Origin of the sequence: Bacillus sp. AR2-1 (assembly GCF_008368755.1) — a bacterium.
Lineage (GTDB): Bacteria > Bacillota > Bacilli > Bacillales > Bacillaceae_G > Bacillus_A > Bacillus_A wiedmannii.
In genome coordinates, this window is sequence record NZ_QORY01000045.1 from 1 (window position 1) to 20,086 (window position 20,086).

Below are 20,086 nucleotides of genomic sequence, written 5' to 3' on the forward strand. Positions count from 1 at the left end.
AGTATACAGGGGTGGACAAGACTTTAACGTTTTCTTCAATGTTATAAAAAGTTAATACGACTTAATAATTTTAATAATATGTTATAGAGCTTTTTTTTGATATAAGTATAAGTAACCGATCAGGTAAAAGGCTATTCATTATTTAATGAGGAGCTGTAATCTGATAGGTTACTTTTTTCTATTTCTGAAAAATAAGAGATAAGTAGGTAAGAGAATAAAAAGAGAGGACGTTGTTTCATTAGACTCATTGTTTTAGGGGAATCAATATTTCTATGTTCATTAAGTGGGAATTTTCCGAAAAACAGTTAGTAATTATGTAATTTTTATATAGTTATTTAGTGGATTATTTTATAGGTATAAAAAGGTGTTAGAGTTTATTGTTATTATAAAAAATTATATTATATATGTGTTTATAAGCTAAAGGACAAAAGTACAAAATCGATAAAAATAGAACCATGGCGCTCATTGAAAGAAGAAATGAATGTTTTGGGTCTTAAGGACAGTGATATTTTTCAAATTCAAATGATAGAGTACGATCCAAATAAAGAGGATAAAAAGAAATGAAGTAAAATGGAACACGAAAAATCCAATTATAATTTTTAGGTGTAAATAAGGGGTTGTATTTTTAAAATCGTATCGCTATAATATAAACGTAATATGATTTTACAATAAAATATAAAATTAATCAGTTCGCATATAAGAGAAGACCTCAATATGCGCCATGTCCTTAGGGGACGTGTGCGTATATTGGGGTCTTTTTGCGTTTTGCGAGCAAAAACACCCGGAGGTGCAGGAATTATGTTGAATTGGTTGTCTGCAAAACTTATGACAACATCAGTAGGAGATTTCTTACTGGCAAAAGGTAGTTTTACGAAGGGTCTTGGTGGTAATGGCGGTAAAGGCGATGCTGCAACTGTCCAAAATAGTATGAATACCCTTGTAAAAACATTAATTGGTTTTGGTAGTATTTGGGTAGTTGCTTGTGTTGTATTCGCAGCTATTAAACTTTCTGGTGCGCAAGGGAAGAACCCTGAAAACCGTACACAAGCTATGGTTGGTTTAGCTTGTGCGGCAATTGGAGGCTTTGTCATGATCAAAGCGTACGACATCGCTGCTTGGGTTGCAACAATCTAACATAAGAGTTTGTACAAGCTCTCCTCTATTTGGGGAGAGCTTCTCTTATACAAGGGAGGAAACAAAATGAGAAAAGTAACTGTTCCTGTTGACATGACTTCGGAACAAAAAACGTTGCTAGGTGTATTAAGTAAACGCCAATTGATTTATCTATTAGGTGGCGGGGCATCCCTTTATTTATATGTTCCATTCTTTTGGCGGCTATTTGCACCTTTTGATGCGGTAGTAGCATTTTTTATTTGCTTAATTTTAGCAATACCAACGGTAGTAGGTGTAATAGCGTTTGCTTTTATTTATAAAGAAAAACAACACATGTATCTAGATAAGTATTTCCTTATCAAAATGCGTAGCCGTTCCGAAAAAGGGAAGTGGAGAAAAGGGTACGAGCCAACTACATGGGTAAAGGAGAATTTATAAATGTTGGAAATGATATATTTTGCGGCGATAGCCATTGTAGGATTTTTCTTTTATCGGAAAATGAACGGAAAACCGCTGTTTGGGTCTAAGAAAAAGGGGAAAAATCAAGGTGGAGTAGAGAAAAACACTGCTGAAAAAAACGGAAAGAAAAATAAAAAGAATATGTCTGCTGAATCCGAAATTGATGAGGATAATGTTGATTTCTTTAGCGCTTTTGTAGAAGACGTTAAGGAAATTGATAATCATATGATTCGTTATCATGATGACACATTTATCTTAATTGCGGAAGCACATCCAGTTAACTATTACTTACTATCAAATATGGAACAAGAGGCAATTGATATCAAAATTGAATCTTGGTTAACAACATTAGAGTTTAATACAAAAGTATACATCCAAAGTAAATTCGTAGATTTAACAGATCCTGTACGAAAAATGACAGAAACAATGAAAGGGGCAAAAGACCTTACACCAGAGACAGTACTATATGGTCAAGAAGTTATCGATAACTTAGAGTACTGGCAACGTTCGCAACCTCGATATGAGCAAAAACGTTATTTAATTTATCCATACAAGGTTGATATTAGTACGATTACGGCTGATACAGAGGAAGATTTGGAAGAAAAGATTGTGGATAAGGCATTTAACGAATTATATCGTCGTTATAATGCTTCTCGAAATCTGCTATCCAAAGCAAAAATTAACGTAGAGATGTTAACGAAAGATAAGCTAATCGAATTACTATATGTAGCGTTTAACCGCCGAAAGGCCGTAAAAGCACGTTTCCAGGATTTAATTGAAAACGAGAATTTCTCGCTGTATTCAACAGGTGAAACGAATGAGAGAAAACTAGAGCTAATGAAGAAAGTTTTAGCGGAAGAAAAAGCAGAAAAATCAAATAACGGGGTGGCGTAAACATGAGGTTATTCGGAAAAAAGAAAAAGGAAAAGAAAAAAATAGAAGCAGAAGAGAAGGATGAATTGGAGCTAGAGGAGGAAGAGTTGGAAGAAGAGGAAGTACCGACGCAATTAGACAATCAAACAACAGTGTTTGATGTTATTGCTCCAGAAGGAATGAAAATTGATGCAGAAGATTATGGGGTAATTAAACAATCTTTAGGAAGTAATACGTTCTTCCGTCCGTTTTATATTCCACGTGATGGATACCCGCGTATGATGCAAACCAATTGGCTCAACATGTTAACTTCAGCTGGGGAAGTAGATGTCATGATCGATATTCATAAAGAACCAAAAGCCAAAGCAATGCGATCATTAGATATGCAGCTGACGATGTTACGTTCGAATCTTTCTTTCCAACGTACACGTGGAAACATTGACCAAGAGAAAGACTTAGACGCAAAAATTCAAGATACGAACAATTTAATGGATGAAATCCAGTTCAATGAAAACGACTCCTATATGGTAAGTACAATGGGTATTGCGTATGCCGAATCAAAGAAAGAATTGGACGTTTTATGTGAGTATATTGAAGATGAAATGCAAGCATCTCACTTTAAGATAGCGAGTACTTGGAATCGTGTGAAGAGTGGTTTGAAAGCTGTTATGCCGCTAGGGGCACCAAATACACTGCAAGATACCTATCGAAATATCGATAGACGTGCGTTATGCACATTTGCACCTTTTGTGTCAGGTTCCGGAAGGTTTAATGGTGGGATACCGATAGGAAAGAACAAGATTACTGGGCAGGTAGAATTTTTAAATTCATTCGGGAATGCAGATTATCGTCCCCCAAACTATAACATTGGTGTAACAGGGATCTCAGGTTCCGGGAAAAGTTTACTTTTAAAAATGAAGCTTGCTCGTGAAACGTCACTTGCAGATACGCATGCAATGATTATCGATCCAGAAGGTGAATTCGTAAAAATTACAAAACGTTTAGGTGGTATTAATTTAAACATTTCACCTGAAAGTAATATCATTATCAACCCTTGTGCAATTGCTGTAACGGAGCTTCAGATTACGGATAAAGATGAAGAGCTAGAAGCACTTGAACAATATGATAAGAAAGAACTCGTAGAGCGTGATGGCATGAAGTATGTAAGGTTTGTGCCGATTTTAGAGAAAATCAATGAAATACTAGGATTCTTTGACATTATTATTCGCGGGCAAGACTTTGATCAACCGGGATTAAATGTATTCCAGCGTACAATGCTAGAAGACGCGATTCGTGAAGTGTTTGATAAACATGGTATTACCTCACATCCATCCTCTTTATATACAGATGAAGTGAAAAAGGTGGATGGACAATTAATTCAGTCTCAAGTGAGAAAGCCAGAGCCAGAGTTAAAAGAAATCTATGATGTCATAGTAGAACATCATGGAGACGATGTGAAAGCAGAAGAGTTGATTGCCGCGATTCGTCCATTTTTACGCGATGGTTCAAAACCATTATTTGATGGACAAAGTCATTTTGGTCGTGGTGTGGAAACACAGTTAAATGAATCACGCGTTGTTAATTTCAACATTAGTCATTTAGAAGAAGGATTCTTAAAACCAATCGCTTTCCACGTTATTTTGAACTATATTTGGGAGCATTGGATTAAGAGTCCAGAACATGCTATCAAACGAAAAGTACTGTATGTGGATGAGATGTGGCAGTTTATCGATTATGAACAAACGGTTAACTTCTTAGAAAAAGTAGCACGTCGTTCACGTAAAAGAAATGCAGGTATGTGTTGGGCCAGTCAGGACTTTGTTCGTATTTTAGAAAATGTGAAAGCGCGTGGTATCTTGCAATCTACTTTCTCTTATTTCTTCTTAGAGCAAAATAAGATTGATAAGAAAAAAATCCAAGAGAACTTTAACTTAACTGCTGGGGAATTAGATATTATCCTAAACAACCCAGGAAAAGGAGAAGGAATCTTCCGTGTAGGGGATAGTTCGGTTTGGATTCAAACAGATCCATCAGACAAAGAAATGATGTTCATTGAATCGAATGAAGCGGTACTACAAGAGCTTTTAAATAATATGAAGAAAGGACAAGGGTACGCAGGATAATAACGTACCTTTGAAAAGGAAGGTGAAATTATGCTTGAGAAAATAATAGATTGGGTGGGTGGCCTTATTATCCATATGGTAAAGACCCTCCTAGCGCCTATTTATGGATTTATGGATACTATTCCAGTTCTAGTCTTTGGTGGAGATAATGCTAATCTAGATTTTTTATATGAAAAGAATGCGGTTACCAATGTATTAGATACCGGTATGCCTGTCATGTTTAAATTTGTTGCTTTTTGTGTCCTCGTCAGTGTAGTTGTTACAGCAGCAAAATATTCCGCAACGGCTATAAATCCAAATAATCGGACGGCATTAATTGAATATGCAAAAGATTTAATGATTATCTCGATTTGCCTCTGGCATTTAGATTTCTTTTATAATTTTGTATTTAATCTAAACAATTGGATTACATCAGAATTTAAAGAGGCGATAAATGGAGTAAATAACGGGAATTTCAACCCAGATCAACAAATACCTTTGTTAAAGTCGGGGCTGTCTGACTATAAGACAATTACAGAGCTCTCAATGAAAGGTCATGAAAACGATTATATGTTTATCATATTCGGACTATTTATTGAAGCTGGATTAATGATATGGGCAAACTTTTATTATTTAATGCGTGCGGTGACACTGTACGTATTAATGTTACTAGGCCCTGTAATGGTAGGAATGTGGTTGTTCCCACAAAAGAAACAACAGACGTTATATTGGATTCGTGAGTTTATGGGGGCAGTATTAATCCAAGCGATTCACGCAATTACCTTATGGTTAGTCATTACGCTTATTGGGGGTGCACAAAATCCTATTATAAAATTAGTATTACTTGCCATGTTTATCCCAGTTGGTGAGATTGTAAAAAGCTTTATTGGCCTTAGCACCAATGCATCCGCTGGTATTCATAGAGCAGGTACGATGATGGGTATGGGTGCTTTAGCGAGTGTGGCTGGACTGGTTAAAGGTGTTCGTGATGACTACCGTAATTCAAAAGCAAAACCTGATGATAAAGGGGATAAAGAAAAGACAAAAGAAGATGCGGATAACCCGAAAGATGCATTAGGGGCGAATTTAGGGACAGATGTAGGTACAACATCTCGTGCAGCTCGTATGTTAAAAGCTGGTCAAATTGGAAGTTCAATGGGTAAAGCAGCGACAGGACTTGCAGGTATGGCAGGGGGAGCTGGTTTGGGTCCGGGAGCGATGGTAGCAGGCTCGCAAGTTGGAAGTGCATTAGGTGCTGCTCCTGGAGCAGTGGCTGGTAGAAGTGTTGCTGCAGTCGGCGAAGGAGCTGTAGCTTTAGGAAAACATATTGGTTCCAGTGTAAAGAAGGGTGCGGACACGTATTCAAATTTAAATGGCGAATCTTATCCGGAACTAACCGATGAAGATATCACACAGGATTTAGCTACAAAAGATTTTGAAAATTGGAAAGCAGATAATCCGGATTCTGCAGTTGCGAGTCGATTAAAACAAGCGTTCCCTGGCGCTTCCGATGCAGAGATTGCCAAAAAAGTAGCAAAAACAAATAGTGATCAAATGTCTCATTTCAAAAATCAGCGTAAACAAGATTTACAAGGTATGAAGAAGAACGCTACTCCATATGGAAACGCTAGAGATTTAGTGAATGCAGCAACTAACGCATTCCAAAAAGGATATGAAGCAGAGCATAAAGATACGTTTATGAACCAACTTCCAGAAAATATGTCAGCGGAAGAGAAAGAGAAAAAATGGAATGACCATCTGAACACAAAAGTACAAGGATTTAGAAACCACGCAGAACAGGCGGCAACAAAAGCGGGAGCAATGCCAGTTGATGCGAAAGATAAGCAAGGAAATAATCTGTTTGATAAGTCCTATGTGAATAAAGATGCGTTTGCTTCTCGACTTGCATTAGGAAAAGTCGGAAAAGCAGTCGAGGGTGTAAAGGGAGAAACGTTAGAAAGTGGCCATCAAAATATGGGACAAGTAGGTGCTCTTGTCGGTGCTTCTACTGCTGCATTTAAGAAAGCGTATAGTGCAGACCATAAGGCTGGATTCATGAAACAATTCCCTGCAGATATGCCGCAACAAGAAAAAGAAGCAGCGTGGAATAAGCATTTAGATCAAAAAGTACAAGGATTTAAAAATCATGCACAAAAAGCGGCAGAATCAGCTGGTATTGTACAGCAAAAAGACGGTACAAACTATGCGAATAAAGAAGCTTTCGCTTCTCATTTATCACAACAGTTACAAAAAAATCCTGACTTAAATGCGATGGGCGTATCTAGCGCAGCAGGCATTCAGAAGGCAGTAAACGGTGTGAAAACGCACGGTTTGACAAGTGGAACAGGAAGCCAGAAAGCGAAACAAGTAAGTAATGTTGGGAACCTGGTACAAGCCTCTACAGAATCTTTTAAACAGGGCTATGCAGCAGAACAACAGGCAAGCTTTATGAAAAACTTGTCTCCAACTATGTCTCAACCACAAAAAGAGCAAGCTTGGCAGTCGCACCTGAATGAAAAAGGAAATGAATTTAAAGCAGTCGCACAACAAGCGGCAGTACAAGCGGGAGCGATGCCCGCACAGGCGAAAGATACGAGTGGTAAGAGTCTACATAATCAATCGTATATTAATAAAGATGCCTTTGCTTCGCAATTAACGAAAGGATTACAAAGCCATGCAAGTCTTGGAACGGTGAGCCAACAAGTAGGTTCTGGAATTACTAGTACGATTCAAGGTGTTCGTTCACATGGCGTTGCGACAGGTGGCGCAATTAATAAAGCCGTATATGCTGCGACACAAACGCAAGCGAGTATTGCACGTGCAGGAGATCTTTCCGTTGCAGAAATTGAACGCTCTTATGCAGATGCATCAACAAGTGTAGCGAATATTGCACAAAGCGCTGGTAAAATGTCTATCCCAACTTCAGCAGTGGGACGTATGACACAGCAAAGTACAAAACTTGGCATGAGTGTAATGGAAGGTGCAAAACACTTTATGCTTGCGGATCGTATTGATACAGTATCAAATGCATACTTTAGTGCCGCGAGTGCTGTACAACAATCCGGAGGGAATGCAGTACAACGAGTGATAAGTGGGACCAATGCTGCTGTCAATACATCATTAGGTGGAAATGCAGCAGAACGCCAATACAATGTAACAAAAGGGTTCAGTTATGCAGCTGGTTTAATTGGAGGTGCAGGTGCTTATCAAGCGACTGCACGTATGGTAAGTAAACATAATCCTTATAACAAAGCTGTTCAAACAGAAGCAAAAGAAATTCAAGAGATTCAGAGAATGGTACCAACAACCACAGACCATACAGGAACGCAATCTGTTGCTAAAGGGGCTGTACGTTTAGTTACGACGAATAACAAATCATGGATTGAAGCAAAAGATTCCAGTGGGATGACACAAGTTGTATCTCGTTATGGTAGTGGAGATAGTAGCATTCGTTCCGGACAAATGGTATACCAAGATTTGAATATTGCAGATGGGCAGTTGACACAGTACCGAAATGGTATGAAAGCTTCACCAGCGTATATCCAAGATTCAAGTGGTGGAAAAATCAGCATTAATCGTTCCATTAATGTAAATCCAAATCAATTGGTAGGAAATCAAAATCCAAGACCATTACAACAGAAACCAGCATTTAGTGAACCGCCACTAACTGTGAATCATAAAGTAGACAATGGGAATTTCTACATGTCCGATTTGGATCAGGGTGGATATAAGAATGTACAAATGGTCGTAGAAAGAGATCGTAGCTATATGGTAGCTACCACAACAGATGGTACGGTTTCACGTATTTCACCATTCGGAAAAGGAGATACACGTTTACAAACAAACCAAAGAATTGAAAGAAATTGTGAAGTAAAAGATAGTAGCATTAAACCTAGAGAAGAAATCTTGGTTACACACACACAAGACGAAACCGTACGTGCAGAGACACATCTAAATCTATCAGAACATGATCCGCAAAATCTGATTCCATTTGCGCCAAACCCACGTTTAGCACAGCGAAAAAGACGAAATCATGAGCATGGAAAGTATGGTGTGACAAGTCTATGAGTCAGAACCCAAACGATCCAAATCAACCGAAAAAAAGTAATCCCTTAAAAGATGTAGCTTCTCACTTTATTAAGAAGAAAGGGATGCTAGCTCGCGGGAAGATGGCAAAATTGGCAGGAAAAGCAGGGAGGGCAGCAGCGAAAGCTGCTGCCAAAATGCTAAAAGCAGGTATACTAAAAATTGTGGGTGCTGTTGTAGCAGCGGTTGGAGTACCTGCCGCTTTGGTAATGGGAGTAATTATTGCTGTGTGTGTGATCTTAGTCTCTTTGGTACCTTTTACCGATGATGATACGAAAACAGAGGAACAAGTTAAAAAATATATGGAAGTCTCAATGGCTCTGAATGTGGATTGGAAAGAGGTTGTCGCCTTTGATATGGCGCGATATGATAATGATCTCACCGGTAAAGATCCCCATGATGCGATTTCATATTTTTTGGACATCCAATATGAAGAATATACGGAAAAAGAGGTATGTGAGGCGGGACCAAATGGTCCTTGTGAAAAAAAGAAAAAAGAGATGCAAAAAACCAAATCTGAAAGTTACTCTGGACCAGATGTAAAAAAGATACTAGGAGATACAGATTTTAAGAAAAAAATAGATGAGATTAATGCGAGTGGAAGTAAAAAAGTGACAACATCTTCTCATGGGCTTGAGAAAGCCATGGAACTCGCAAAGTTTAGTGAAAGTCAAAAAGAGCGTGCTCGTGAGATATTAGAAGCCGGGATGTTAGAAGGAATGTATGGACATCTTGCTCCTACTACTGGTGGATTTATTGGTGGTATGTGTGTAGGTAATGTGAGTCCTGGCGGAGAGCCTGTTAACCTTAATGCAAAAGTTACAGGATACCTTCCTAAAATTAAAGAAATGGCAGAAAAACATGGTGTTGCTCAATATGTTGGTATTTTGGCTGCCCAAATGATGCAGGAATCAGGTGGAGCAGGAAATGACCCGATGCAGGCTTCAGAGGGGCATTATGGAGACATGAGCCCATCTTGTATAGGTGTCAAGGGGAATGCACGTGTAGGATGTATTAAAGATCCCAACATTTCTATTGAAGCAGGCGTACAAGAATTTAAAGATGTGTTAGCAAAGGCGAATGGAGATATAGCCCTAGCCTTACAATCTTATAATTTTGGATCAGGATTCATTAGCTATGCATTAGCAAAGGGTGGCTATTCAGAGGAAACAGCCATTGAGTTCTCGAGAAGTAAGAATCATTTAAACCCAGCAGGTTGCTCCAATCCGAATAATTTCAGGACAAAGGTTAATGCGTGCTATGGGGATTATACGTACGTTTCCAAAGTTTTGAAATATTACAAAGATTTAGGGTGTGTGGCGGATGTATCTGGAGAATGGATTTCTGATAAAGGTTGGAAATGGCCAACGAAATCAGGTCGTATTACAGATACGTTTGATGCAGTTCGTGGTGGAAAACAACATAATGCTGTAGATATTGGGGCCATGACCGCCGGAAAAGCTGGGGACCCCGTATGGTCGATGGAAGCGGGTATTATAACAAACCAAACAGGAAATGTAAATGGTGGTGGTCTAGGTGTCTATGTAGACCATGGAAATGGTATTGTATCTCGTTACTTACATTTAAGTAAAATATCAGTTGCACCTGGAACTATGGTGACAAAAGGACAAATAATTGGGGAGATGGGCGGTTCTAACTACGATAAAGATACTGGTTTCCTTAATATGAGTGGATACGCTGTTCATTTAGATTTCCAAATTCGTATTAACGACCAACCAACGGATCCAATGAAATTCTTTAAGAAAAATGATGATCCAGGTCTATCATCTGGTGGTTCTCCTACAATGGCAAATGCTAAACGACAAAAGGTATTGGAAGAAGCAAAAAAATGGGTTGGACAAGGGAAAGTAAGCTATGTATCCGGTGCTAGAAATCCAGCTGCAGGTAGTGCAGATTGTTCTGGATTCACACAATATGTGTTTAAAACGAGTATAGGTGTCCAGCTTGGAGATTGGACAGGTGCTCAAATTGGACAAGGAAAACAGGTGCCAGATATCGGTCGTGCACAACCAGGAGATTTAATTTTCTATGAAAATCCTAACCATGTATCTATTTATTTAGGGAATCAGAAAATGATTCATATTGGTGATAATAAGGGTGTACAAATTACAGGTCTAAACTATACGGCAAGAGGACAACATATGTCGCAAATCCGTAATGTTATAGACTGATTTGGGATGTGAAGAAATGAAGAAAGTCATGAATGTGTTAGCGAATCTGCCTCGTAAGTACTTAGTTATATTGGGAATTATAGTGTTAGTAGTAGGCGTTGCTACCTATAATACTATTCATCGTTACATGATGAAATCTCAAGTACAAGAGGAAGAGCAAGTAAATCAAGATGAAATCGAGATGCTTGGAGATAAGCCAAAGGGATTTGATACAAAAGAAGAGGAATATATCGCAAAGACAAAAACTGTAGAGGATTTACTACGAAAAATTTCTAATAGTAGTTATGATGTACCGTACTTGTTTACAAAGGCTGGATTTGGTATTGAACCAATGAAAATGACAAGTAATGAACGTATGCTGGCTACAGAAGCTGTACAACGATATTTCCTAAATGGGGATCAGTTTTACAATGCGCGAATTACCAAAATTGACCGTGGGAAAAAAGTAGATACGTTTCATATTGAAGTTTTAATTCAACAGGTAAACTTTTTGGAACCACGACAATTTAAAGTGCAGGTAAACAAATATGCACAAATTGTAACACCAATTGCACAAATTCCACATGGACAAGAAGAAGTACCTGTAGATTAAGAAGAAAATGAGGGTTGTGGAAGAAAAAACACAACCTTTTTATAAAGAATAAAGAGTACCTAAATTTATTTTTGAGTATTCATAATTTTCTGATGTGATAAAACCATGGTTAAATGAAATTTGTATATAGCGCTAAAATGAATATGGAGGAATACAAATGAGAATGTTAATTGGAACAGCTGCGAATTTTGTTTCGGGGTATTATATAGGACGAAATTCCGGATTGTTAGGAACGTTGCTTGGATGGGCTTTTTTGTTGGGTGGTGGCTATCTGTTAATAGAAAATTGGGATAGCATCACAACATGGATGCATAGTTTGAATATTGTACGAGGGCTAGATGGTTACGAAGACATGAGCAATGGCTTCATTTTCATCTGTTTGGTAGTAAGTGGTTTTATTCTCATCTTGTTGTCACCGATTTTCGTTATATTATTAGGAATTTGTTTCGTGTTAATGAATATTGTAGCTTGTACACTTGTGTTATTAACATCACCAAGTACATACATAAAGAAGAAAGATAAGGAGAGTGAATGGGAATGAGTACAATTCTAGTTTTAGGTGGATCAAACGGAAGAACGTTAGAGAAGTTGGCCAAAAAAAGAGACTGCCAGGTTATTTTCCATGATGGGAAAAATCACGGAGGCGTAAAGAAAACCTTTCGAAGTGTTATAAAAAAATGCGATGTTATTGTTATTCAAAAAGGTGCATGTGGCCATGTATCTATTGATGTAGCAAAAGAGTACGCGAAGAAGTATGATATCCCACTATTATTTAATCAGGGATTTGGTGGAACCGGTGCATTAGAAATGGGTTTAAAGCATCTGCAAGCGGCTTGATTTTAGTAGGTAGTCTGAGATAACTGTTTGGACATTAAATCATTAAAGCATTATATATAATTTTTGTATCGAACTTAGTAATTACTTAACTTACTAAAATTTGAATTTTGTACAAATATACAGAGAGTATCGAGGGTAGTCCTATAAATAGGAACTCTACTCTCAAAAGGGAAGATGAGAGTAGAGTCTGTGGATGGTGTTACTGAATGCTCGGGTTGATGAACACCAGCAACAAAATAATATCACGAGTATTCAGAAAAAACATCAGATAATTGTTTCCGATTTTTCAAATAATAGTTAATTAGTTTTAAATGAACCAAAGCGTTATTTGAATAGAAAATGGCAGGTAATTGAATAAGTTACCTGCCAAGTGCCTAGACAATCCGGAGGAACAAGCTCCGTTTTGAAAGAGTGTAGTCAGGGGAAGTTGACTTGTAGTTAGTATGTGTAAGGTAAAAAAGATTATTCGTAAAGGGGAATGAAAAAAGAGCACATATCAAATATGTACTCTTGAAAAAAGGAAGTGTATATAAGTGATGAAACACTATACTACAACATATGCTTGTCTCATTTAAAAGTGCAAGGAATATAACAAAATAGTTATTGTATAATGACAAAAATTAAAGAACCTGTTAGCTATAACAGGTTCTGTGTACAAGGAGTTCAAGGAATACAAGGAAACTGGTCTAGAGAAACCTGTGTATTCTTTGGCTTAATAGTAATGGATTCAAAGCAAACATAAAAATGAATAAAAGTTAAATAGAAGCCTTATTTAATAAAAAAATCGCGTACAAAAAATGTATAAGATTATATAGAAACTATGTCTTGCGTGCTCATTGCATTGTATGTCTATTGTATGTAAAACGTGATACATTGCAATAAATTAAAAGAGCACTTTTGACAGTGCTCTTAGGACCAACACTCTTACTGTAAAAGAGTACAGGATAATATATATGACTTTTTCTAAGAATGTAAATCATTTGACCAGAATTTTCACTTGAAAACTAAAGAGCGCTTTCCAAGGCACTCTCTGACTAAAACTAAAATTGAAAAAGAATACCACATGCTATCGTATGTAAGGCTCTCAGGGTTGTGCGGATTTAATACAAAATCGTTAATTAAATAAAAAAGTGAAGGGTAAATACATAAACATGAATAATAGTAATATACATAAATCAGGTTATATCATACTTATATATTTTGTAATGACTCAATTTGTTGGGATTATAGGTTTACAATTGCTAGCAAAGACGGGCTGGTATGATATTCAGGGAAACCAACAGCAAGCAATCCAACAACTTCTCGTGCATTGGGAACTAATTGGGTTTTCACTTACGTTGATTATCTTTTTTCTTATATATAGAAAAGAGTTAATGAAAGATACAAAGTTCTCGATTAAATTATCAAGAAGCTCATTTGTATGGATTTTAGTTGGGATCATATTAGTATTTCTTGGGCAGATGGTTGGCAGTCTTTTAGATAAGAGTGTATTCCAGCTAACTACGCAATCAGCAAATACGTCTAGTACAGTCGCTGCTGCAGTAATATCTCCTGTGGCACTTATTTCAATTGTTCTTCTTGCACCTTTAGTAGAAGAGTTTGTTTTTCGTTATGCGGCCATAAATATTTTAACGCGAAGGTTTACACAAACTTGGAGTATATTAATAAGTTCATTGTTCTTTTCTATTATGCATTTTGACTTTCCGTTTATATTTGGATATTTTTTAATTGGACTTGTGTTTGCCGTAGTATATGTGCGTACTAATAGGTTACTAGTATCACTTGTTGTTCATGCTAGTATGAACTTAATTGTTGTAATGTTACATGTTCTATAATGAAAAAGATGGAATGATTTACGAGGTTTTAAGTGTTAGATAACGTTGGAGCTATCGGTGATATGTACAATCAGTTCGAGATGATTATGGAGGAAATCGGAGTGCAGTGGATTAGTAGTCGGGAGATTATGGTGGATGCTTTTAGCGATTTGGAAAGTGGGATTAGCATCTAAATTAAGAAAAGGGATGGGTGAAAGAATAATCTGTGAAATTCTATATCCCTTAATTTATTAAATTCGGAGATGCATTTAACAGTTAATAGTTAATATGTTCTTACTTTAGCATGAACTTTGACTTCATTACCACTCTTTCCGTTAAAGTATAAATCGAACCATCCACCTTCCCAGCTAGATAAGGTAAGAGGAAGTTCAACGCTTTTTCCTGGTTTTAATTCGAAGTCACTAATAATTGTGTTACCTTTTGGAGAGTCTAGTTCAAATGTGAAAGGGAAATTTCCTTCATTTTTAATGTAAATTGTCGCTTCACCTTTCCTGCTTCCATAATATTCGAAATCGAGTCTGCCGCTTCCTTCTGTAAATGTCTTATGAACATTTAACGGTATATCTCTTTCCTTTTTAGCTAGTAATAGTTTAGTTGAGCTAGCTGCGATACTGTTATCGAAAGTGTCAGCAGATGCATACTCACCGCCAATTCCGGATGTTAATCCTAAAGCTAGGGTACCGACAATGATTTTTTTAGCATTTTCTCATCTCCTAATAAATATTTTAAGTGAAAATGAATCTAGGTTCCCTTATTATTTATACTATTCCATAGTGCGAGCGCCAATATAAATTGTTCCAGTTCCATTAGTATCGCTAACAACTCTGAGTTGATAATTGCCTTTTTTAAGTTTAAATGTGTTATTATATGTTGCACCCTTCGCTAGATCTCCTTCTTTATACACTGTTCCATTCGGATTTTTTAGAAACCAATGCACACCACCATTAGAGTTATTTGTGATGCTAACCCTCATATTTGCATCTTTCTTATGCTTAAGTTTTTTTGTCACTTCGCCATTTTCTAATTTGAAATAATCACCAATTATTTTACCATCTGAAGCAAATATTGCTGCTTTACTTTGTAAAATGTTATCTTGTGTAACGCTTACACTTTTGCTACTTGCAAATGATGGGCTTGCCCCCATACCTGTTAAAGCTAAAGTAATTACAGAAATAGCTAATGTTTTCTTCATGATAAAAATCCCCCTTAATAATGTTTTCTTTATACACACCAACCTTAACATATTTTACAGATATTGTTAGTTCAATAAGTTTGATAAAAAGATATTTAAATATTCAAAAAATAAAAAGAGTATTTTATATAATTATATGGGAGGGAATAAACCACTTGATATTATTAAATTTACATTCGAAAGAAAAAATGAATTGAATTCCCACAGAAAATTATAAAGAGATAGAATCTTCGGGTAGAAGAACAGAGTAGGATGGCAATTAGTCGTCCATACAAATGGCATTCCAATCGTTCTCGTTTTATCTTTTTACAATGATGAATATGAAAGAATGATTTCCACGTTTTAAATAAAATCTCGATTTGCCAACGTAAAGAATACCAATCATGTACTTGTCCCATTGGGACAATATCTATAGGAGTATTTGTCATATATACATTGATACCACTAAGCCGTTTACTGCGAGCAGAATATTTCATTCCTTTCTTTTTTTCTCTTACAGTTTGATCGTGTAATCGTTTTTGTTGCTGTTGTTTTGTTAATCGATGGACAATTACACGAGCTGGCACTTTATCAATCATTCCTACATAAGCATCAGCTATTTCACATGTTTTTCCTGGTTGAAGGGAGTTCATTACCGTCTCCATATCTATCTGTATATGCTCTGTACCTTTCTTAATTCTTCCATCTTGAAAATAATCAGGGTTAGGATTTTTTTGATAAATACGTGTATTCGACTTGATACGAGAAATATAGTAGGCCTCTTGATCTTGTATATATTGAAGGTCTTCTAACGAGCAAACAGGAATTTCAAAGGATACGATCCGTTATTACGAAAAGATCGCGCTGTTGCCACGGGCGGATTGGAAGGACAACGGGCACCGTATTTATCGGCAGGAGGACATCAATACGATTCGGCTGATATCCTGTATGAAAAAAACAGGAATGCCGCTGGAGGAAATACGGCCGTTTTTGGCGGTCACCGCCGGCACCGATCCCGCGGAATACCCCGAGCTGGTGGAGCTCTTAAAGAGCCACCGAGAAAATATCATCAACCAAACTTCCTCGCTGCAGCAGGTCGTCGATTTTATTGACATGAAGCTAGAGGAGGGAAGATATAGCCAAGACTGCTCAGATGGTGTGTCGGAGAAACTGAGGGGGGAACCGAAATCAAAGCTCGTCTCACCTGTTGAGATGAGTTATTTTTCCGTATCGGCCAAAACGAGAAAGCACCGGCTTTCGTAAAATAAGCTCGAAACATCATAAGAGAGAAAGTGCAGGAGACTTTGGTGGAGATGGCATTATTGCCGACAACAATCCTGAGCAACAGGAAAAGTCCATTAAATATGAAGACCTGGTTGCAAACGCAGTTATTTTTCAAAACGTCGTGGATTTAACCGTAGTAATAGGGGCTCGCTACATCGCTATCCATAAAGCAAAAAAGGCATTATCCTTTCTAATCTAGCTTATTTAGAAAGGATAACGTTTTTTGTGTTTAAGGGTATTATAAAATCCTTAAGTTGATGGATGTGTGGTGCTACCCCATACTATACTCAATAAAAGGTATAGCATCCTCTTTTTGTAAATTTAATATTTTTGATTTTTATGTGCTTTGCTTCCATAAAAGACGATTACCAGATATCTCGAATCCATGTTTCGTGTAAAAATTAATTTGTTTGGCTTTATGTTGACTATCATCACTAACCATAAGACCGGTTACTTTGTCTACCTGTGAGTCTACTGCTATTTGTAGTAAATGTTTCATTAATATGCTTCCCAATCCCAAGTTACGTATCGGTTCTTCAATAAATATATCAGCAAGGTCTATAGTGGTTCTTGCCGATATATAATGTGCGTACAGATATGGTTCGGGGAAAACGGTTCCTTTATTTGTAATCAATCGAATTTTTAACACAATCGAGTTTTCTTCGTATAAATTGGTATCTTCATATAAATGACGGTACACAATAATACCACCATTTTTAATATTGAGTACAGATAAAACCTGATATCCCTCCTTTAATAACAAGTTATAAGTAGAGTGAAGTTCATATTTTACATCACCAGGTACTTGTAATTTAACTTTTTGTATTTTACTATTTCGAGGGTTATTGTTAATACTAAACATGTTATCACCTATCTTTATAAATAAATTATTATTACCTTATATTATATTAAAATGATGTTATGAGAAATATAGAATCAAGTCAGAGGAAGGCACCAAAAGGTGCCTTCCTCTGACTTGATCTACTTTAATTTTAATAACATCATTTTACAACCACAAATATATCTTTAATCTTTCATATGATATTTTATCATTTTTTTCAGTTAATAGTAAGAAACTGGTGAAAAATAGGTTATTTATTGTAAATTCCTTTTCTCCATATCCACTCAATAGGACCATAACGGAAATATTTACTCCAAATCTTGCTGAATATAATTTGTACAAAAATAATTAAAAACCCAAAGATACATAGTTGCCAGTAATATATGTGTGAGACATCTTTAAAGCACCACGAAAGGATGAAAAGCGTAAGTATGCTTTGGGTAATGTAATTCGTTAAAGCATACTTACCAATGTTCATAAAAGGTTGCAGACATTCTATATATTTTTTAATCTCACAAGCTCTAAGTAGAGTGCAAATGTAGAATATAGCTAGCGTTTTTCCTCCAAATAAAATCCATATTTGTATATCCTGAGAGTAATAGACATCCGTTTTTATAAAGTAGTAGATCATAGGACAAGAGAGAAGACATGAAATGCATAACGAACCCCACTGTACAAATCTAATTTCCTTTATTAATTCCGGTACCCTTTTAAAAATATCTTTCTTACCAGCCCATAAACCTATTAAAAATAAGCCTATATATTCTGGAATTCCTATTAGTAGTTGTTGGGGTTCCTCTATCATCAGAAAAAACAAACGTGCTTTTACTTGATATAAATAATGTGTAAATAGATTTACCGTGTGGTTGGTAGTGTTTCCTGTAAACATATATTGATAATAAGTTGGCACTTCAGGAATAGAAGAACTTGCTCGTAAAAAAACAATAATATGTAATACATAACTAACCGTTAGGAAACTACAACCAGCTATAAAAATAAGCTTAGTAGATCGCTTATAAAAGAACAATAGAATAAATCCTGCTATAGCATACGCATGTAGAATATCTCCATACCATAGAAAGGTGAAGTGAAGTAAACCGAAGGCTAATAAAATACACAGTCTGCGAATAAACAACTTATACATGGGGTATCCTTTTGCTTCTGTATTTTTCATAAAGATATAAAACCCTACGCCAAATAAGAATGCGAAAATAGTGTAGAACTTTGCTTGTATAAACAAATCTACTAAAAAACGAATGGCTTTATCTGTGCCGGAGTAACCTGCCTGATTAAAGGAATCTAACCCCGTCATAGTGGGTAGATTCACAAAAAGGATACATAGTATGGCGATTCCTCTTAATATGTCTAACGAATGAATACGAGCATTTTGTTGCATGTTAATTCTCCTTTCTTAATAATAGAAAAACGAGCACTATATTAGCTAGCGCTCGAATTACGTCTTGCAAAGAATCCATCATAGGTAGCAGCTGACACTGCTCCTTCTAGACGCTCAACTTCTTCACCTCTGTTATAAGCTACAACAACTGGAGTACCTGGAATATCGAAATCTTGAAAGGCACTTTGATTTTCTGGTGTAGAGATATCAATACGATAGATGGTTCTATCATGCTTTTTTGACATGCTATTGATATCTGGTGCAGCCTTTTTACAATAATGACAGGTAGGTTGGTAGTAATACGCAATAAACTCTTCATGGGATTGTATTTTTTGCTTTAATTCTTCTTTTGAAATATCTTTTATATTTTGGGGCGATCCTTTTGTTTCTGCAGCTGATACCAAGGTTTGATTTTGTGTTACAGTCTCTGGATTAACAGATTCATTTTTAGTTAAAGTAAAGATCGTGATACCAATAACACATAAAGTTGTTATAACTGCTCCGATTTTGTAGATTTTTTTCATAGTAAATTCCTCCTTAAAGTAAAAAAAGGACAAACCTCGCCCGAGTTAACAGGGCGTAAGGTTTGTCCTTCACGCTACGTACAATAGAGTATAAAAAATAGAAAAATTTTTCTATACATATCATAACATATAATTCGTATAGAGTACTATAACAATTATAAAAGTGAGTAAAAGAATAGCCTGTTTTATATAATTTCATGTACCGGATTAAATATAAAAAATCAATACTCAAAACAACAAGTGGATTATCTGTGTTGCATTTAACTTTTAGGGACAATATCCTCCTTTATTTAAGGGGTTCTTCTACATACCCATCATATTAAAAGCTAAAAGGTTCTGTTGCAAAGTTTTCTAAACGAAATTAAAATGTGAGAAAAATGATTCGAGGAGCATGATACATGGGATATTTTAAAGGGAAACAATTCAAAAAAGATATTATTTTGGTAGCCGTTGGCTACTACTGTCGTTTTTCTTTAAGCTATCGTGATGTATCTGAAATCTTGAAAGAGCGTGGAATATCGGTGCATCCTACAACCATCATGCGTTGGGTTCATGAATATGGAGATTTGATTTATCAAATTTGGAATAAGAAAAATAAATCAGCACATTTCGTATGGCATTTAGATGAGACCTACATCAAAGTCAAAGGAGAGTGGTGTTATCTTTATCGTTCGATTGATCGAGAAGGGTACACCTTGGGTATCCAACTTCGTAAAACAAGGGATCATCAAGCCGCCTATATGTTTATGAAAAGGTTAGTGAAAGCTTTTGGAGAACCAAC

16 protein-coding genes and 2 pseudogenes are annotated in these 20,086 nt (G+C 36.4%); 13 read left to right on the plus strand and 5 right to left on the minus strand.

Features of this window, described 5'->3' with window-relative positions; translation table 11 throughout:
* Positions 1–714 precede the first annotated feature (714 nt).
* The 10 genes from DT250_RS30745 (at position 715) to DT250_RS30790 (ending at position 14,089) form a co-directional block, all read left to right on the plus strand.
* Positions 715–1,134, plus strand: coding sequence for a hypothetical protein (locus tag DT250_RS30745; RefSeq protein WP_149214330.1), 420 nt, complete (start codon positions 715–717; stop codon positions 1,132–1,134).
* A 66-nt stretch (positions 1,135–1,200) separates the two neighbouring features.
* Positions 1,201–1,551: a PrgI family protein gene (locus DT250_RS30750; protein ID WP_046956611.1), complete on the plus strand. Its 351-nt coding sequence runs from the start codon at positions 1,201–1,203 to the stop codon at positions 1,549–1,551.
* Complete coding sequence (locus tag DT250_RS30755) at positions 1,552–2,466, plus strand: hypothetical protein (protein ID WP_046956612.1); 915 nt, start codon at positions 1,552–1,554, stop codon at positions 2,464–2,466.
* A gap of 65 nt (positions 2,467–2,531) precedes the next feature.
* Entirely contained in the window at positions 2,532–4,568 is a 2,037-nt protein-coding gene (locus DT250_RS30760; protein ID WP_472926194.1) for a VirB4 family type IV secretion system protein, read from the plus strand.
* Positions 4,569–4,598: 30 nt separating this feature from the next.
* Positions 4,599–8,615, plus strand: a complete 4,017-nt coding sequence (locus DT250_RS30765) for a type IV secretion system protein (protein ID WP_149214332.1) — start codon at positions 4,599–4,601, stop codon at positions 8,613–8,615.
* A complete protein-coding gene (locus tag DT250_RS30770; RefSeq protein ID WP_149214333.1) occupies positions 8,612–10,825 on the plus strand; it encodes a lysozyme family protein in 2,214 nt (737 codons plus the stop codon). The genes DT250_RS30765 and DT250_RS30770 overlap by 4 nt, the downstream gene beginning before the upstream one ends.
* Positions 10,826–10,841: 16 nt before the next feature.
* Positions 10,842–11,417, plus strand: a complete 576-nt coding sequence (locus tag DT250_RS30775) for a hypothetical protein (RefSeq protein WP_033699716.1) — start codon at positions 10,842–10,844, stop codon at positions 11,415–11,417.
* Between the two features lie 157 nt (positions 11,418–11,574).
* Positions 11,575–11,958: a hypothetical protein gene (locus tag DT250_RS30780; protein WP_149214334.1), complete on the plus strand. Its 384-nt coding sequence runs from the start codon at positions 11,575–11,577 to the stop codon at positions 11,956–11,958.
* Positions 11,949–12,254: a DUF2325 domain-containing protein gene (locus DT250_RS30785; RefSeq protein ID WP_149214335.1), complete on the plus strand. Its 306-nt coding sequence runs from the start codon at positions 11,949–11,951 to the stop codon at positions 12,252–12,254. Before DT250_RS30780 ends, DT250_RS30785 begins: the two co-directional genes overlap by 10 nt.
* Before the next feature lie 1,151 nt (positions 12,255–13,405).
* Positions 13,406–14,089, plus strand: coding sequence for a CPBP family intramembrane glutamic endopeptidase (locus DT250_RS30790; protein ID WP_149214336.1), 684 nt, complete (start codon positions 13,406–13,408; stop codon positions 14,087–14,089).
* Positions 14,090–14,852: 763 nt separating this feature from the next.
* Here the strand turns inward: DT250_RS30790 and DT250_RS30795 are convergent.
* Together DT250_RS30795 and DT250_RS30800 are read right to left on the minus strand one after the other, a co-directional pair.
* Positions 14,853–15,281 (minus strand): hypothetical protein, encoded by a 429-nt coding sequence (locus DT250_RS30795; protein WP_149214337.1) that lies wholly within the window; start codon positions 15,279–15,281, stop codon positions 14,853–14,855.
* A 233-nt stretch (positions 15,282–15,514) separates the two neighbouring features.
* A pseudogene (locus tag DT250_RS30800) lies at positions 15,515–16,072 on the minus strand (IS4 family transposase); the annotation flags it as partial.
* Positions 16,073–16,085: 13 nt separating this feature from the next.
* Here DT250_RS30800 and DT250_RS30805 point away from each other — a divergent pair.
* Together DT250_RS30805 and DT250_RS32775 are read left to right on the plus strand one after the other, a co-directional pair.
* Positions 16,086–16,523, plus strand: coding sequence for a MerR family transcriptional regulator (locus DT250_RS30805; protein WP_149214338.1), 438 nt, complete (start codon positions 16,086–16,088; stop codon positions 16,521–16,523).
* A pseudogene (locus tag DT250_RS32775) lies at positions 16,480–16,692 on the plus strand (Tn3 family transposase); the annotation flags it as partial. The gene DT250_RS30805 and the pseudogene DT250_RS32775, both read left to right, overlap by 44 nt.
* A 189-nt stretch (positions 16,693–16,881) precedes the next feature.
* On the opposite strand, the gene DT250_RS30815 reads toward DT250_RS32775, so the two are convergent.
* The 3 genes from DT250_RS30815 to DT250_RS30825 all read right to left on the minus strand — a co-directional run bounded on the left by DT250_RS30815 (position 16,882) and on the right by DT250_RS30825 (position 19,305).
* Complete coding sequence (locus tag DT250_RS30815) at positions 16,882–17,406, minus strand: GNAT family N-acetyltransferase (protein WP_149214339.1); 525 nt, start codon at positions 17,404–17,406, stop codon at positions 16,882–16,884.
* Positions 17,407–17,635: 229 nt separating this feature from the next.
* Positions 17,636–18,781 carry a DUF418 domain-containing protein gene (locus DT250_RS30820; protein ID WP_149214340.1) on the minus strand — a complete coding sequence of 382 codons (1,146 nt, stop codon included), beginning with the start codon at positions 18,779–18,781 and terminating at the stop codon, positions 17,636–17,638.
* Between the two features lie 41 nt (positions 18,782–18,822).
* Positions 18,823–19,305: a thioredoxin family protein gene (locus DT250_RS30825; protein WP_149214341.1), complete on the minus strand. Its 483-nt coding sequence runs from the start codon at positions 19,303–19,305 to the stop codon at positions 18,823–18,825.
* A gap of 398 nt (positions 19,306–19,703) precedes the next feature.
* Between DT250_RS30825 and DT250_RS30830 the strand changes: the two genes are divergently transcribed.
* The coding region (locus DT250_RS30830; RefSeq protein WP_149214342.1) for an IS6 family transposase at positions 19,704–20,086 on the plus strand (383 nt) is incomplete at its 3' end.

Excerpts from the sequence above, each read along its gene's own strand:
- DT250_RS30745 (WP_149214330.1), top strand. The coding sequence starts at position 715 with ATGCGCCATGTCCTTAGGGGACGTGTGCGTATATTGGGGTCTTTTTGC.
- DT250_RS30750 (WP_046956611.1), top strand. The coding sequence starts at position 1,201 with ATGAGAAAAGTAACTGTTCCTGTTGACATGACTTCGGAACAAAAAACG.
- DT250_RS30755 (WP_046956612.1), top strand. The coding sequence starts at position 1,552 with ATGTTGGAAATGATATATTTTGCGGCGATAGCCATTGTAGGATTTTTC.
- DT250_RS30765 (WP_149214332.1), top strand. The coding sequence starts at position 4,599 with ATGCTTGAGAAAATAATAGATTGGGTGGGTGGCCTTATTATCCATATG.
- DT250_RS30770 (WP_149214333.1), top strand. The coding sequence starts at position 8,612 with ATGAGTCAGAACCCAAACGATCCAAATCAACCGAAAAAAAGTAATCCC.
- DT250_RS30775 (WP_033699716.1), top strand. The coding sequence starts at position 10,842 with ATGAAGAAAGTCATGAATGTGTTAGCGAATCTGCCTCGTAAGTACTTA.
- DT250_RS30780 (WP_149214334.1), top strand. The coding sequence starts at position 11,575 with ATGAGAATGTTAATTGGAACAGCTGCGAATTTTGTTTCGGGGTATTAT.
- DT250_RS30785 (WP_149214335.1), top strand. The coding sequence starts at position 11,949 with ATGGGAATGAGTACAATTCTAGTTTTAGGTGGATCAAACGGAAGAACG.
- DT250_RS30790 (WP_149214336.1), top strand. The coding sequence starts at position 13,406 with ATGAATAATAGTAATATACATAAATCAGGTTATATCATACTTATATAT.
- DT250_RS30795 (WP_149214337.1), bottom strand. The coding sequence starts at position 15,281 with ATGAAGAAAACATTAGCTATTTCTGTAATTACTTTAGCTTTAACAGGT.
- DT250_RS30815 (WP_149214339.1), bottom strand. The coding sequence starts at position 17,406 with ATGTTTAGTATTAACAATAACCCTCGAAATAGTAAAATACAAAAAGTT.
- DT250_RS30820 (WP_149214340.1), bottom strand. The coding sequence starts at position 18,781 with ATGCAACAAAATGCTCGTATTCATTCGTTAGACATATTAAGAGGAATC.
- DT250_RS30825 (WP_149214341.1), bottom strand. The coding sequence starts at position 19,305 with ATGAAAAAAATCTACAAAATCGGAGCAGTTATAACAACTTTATGTGTT.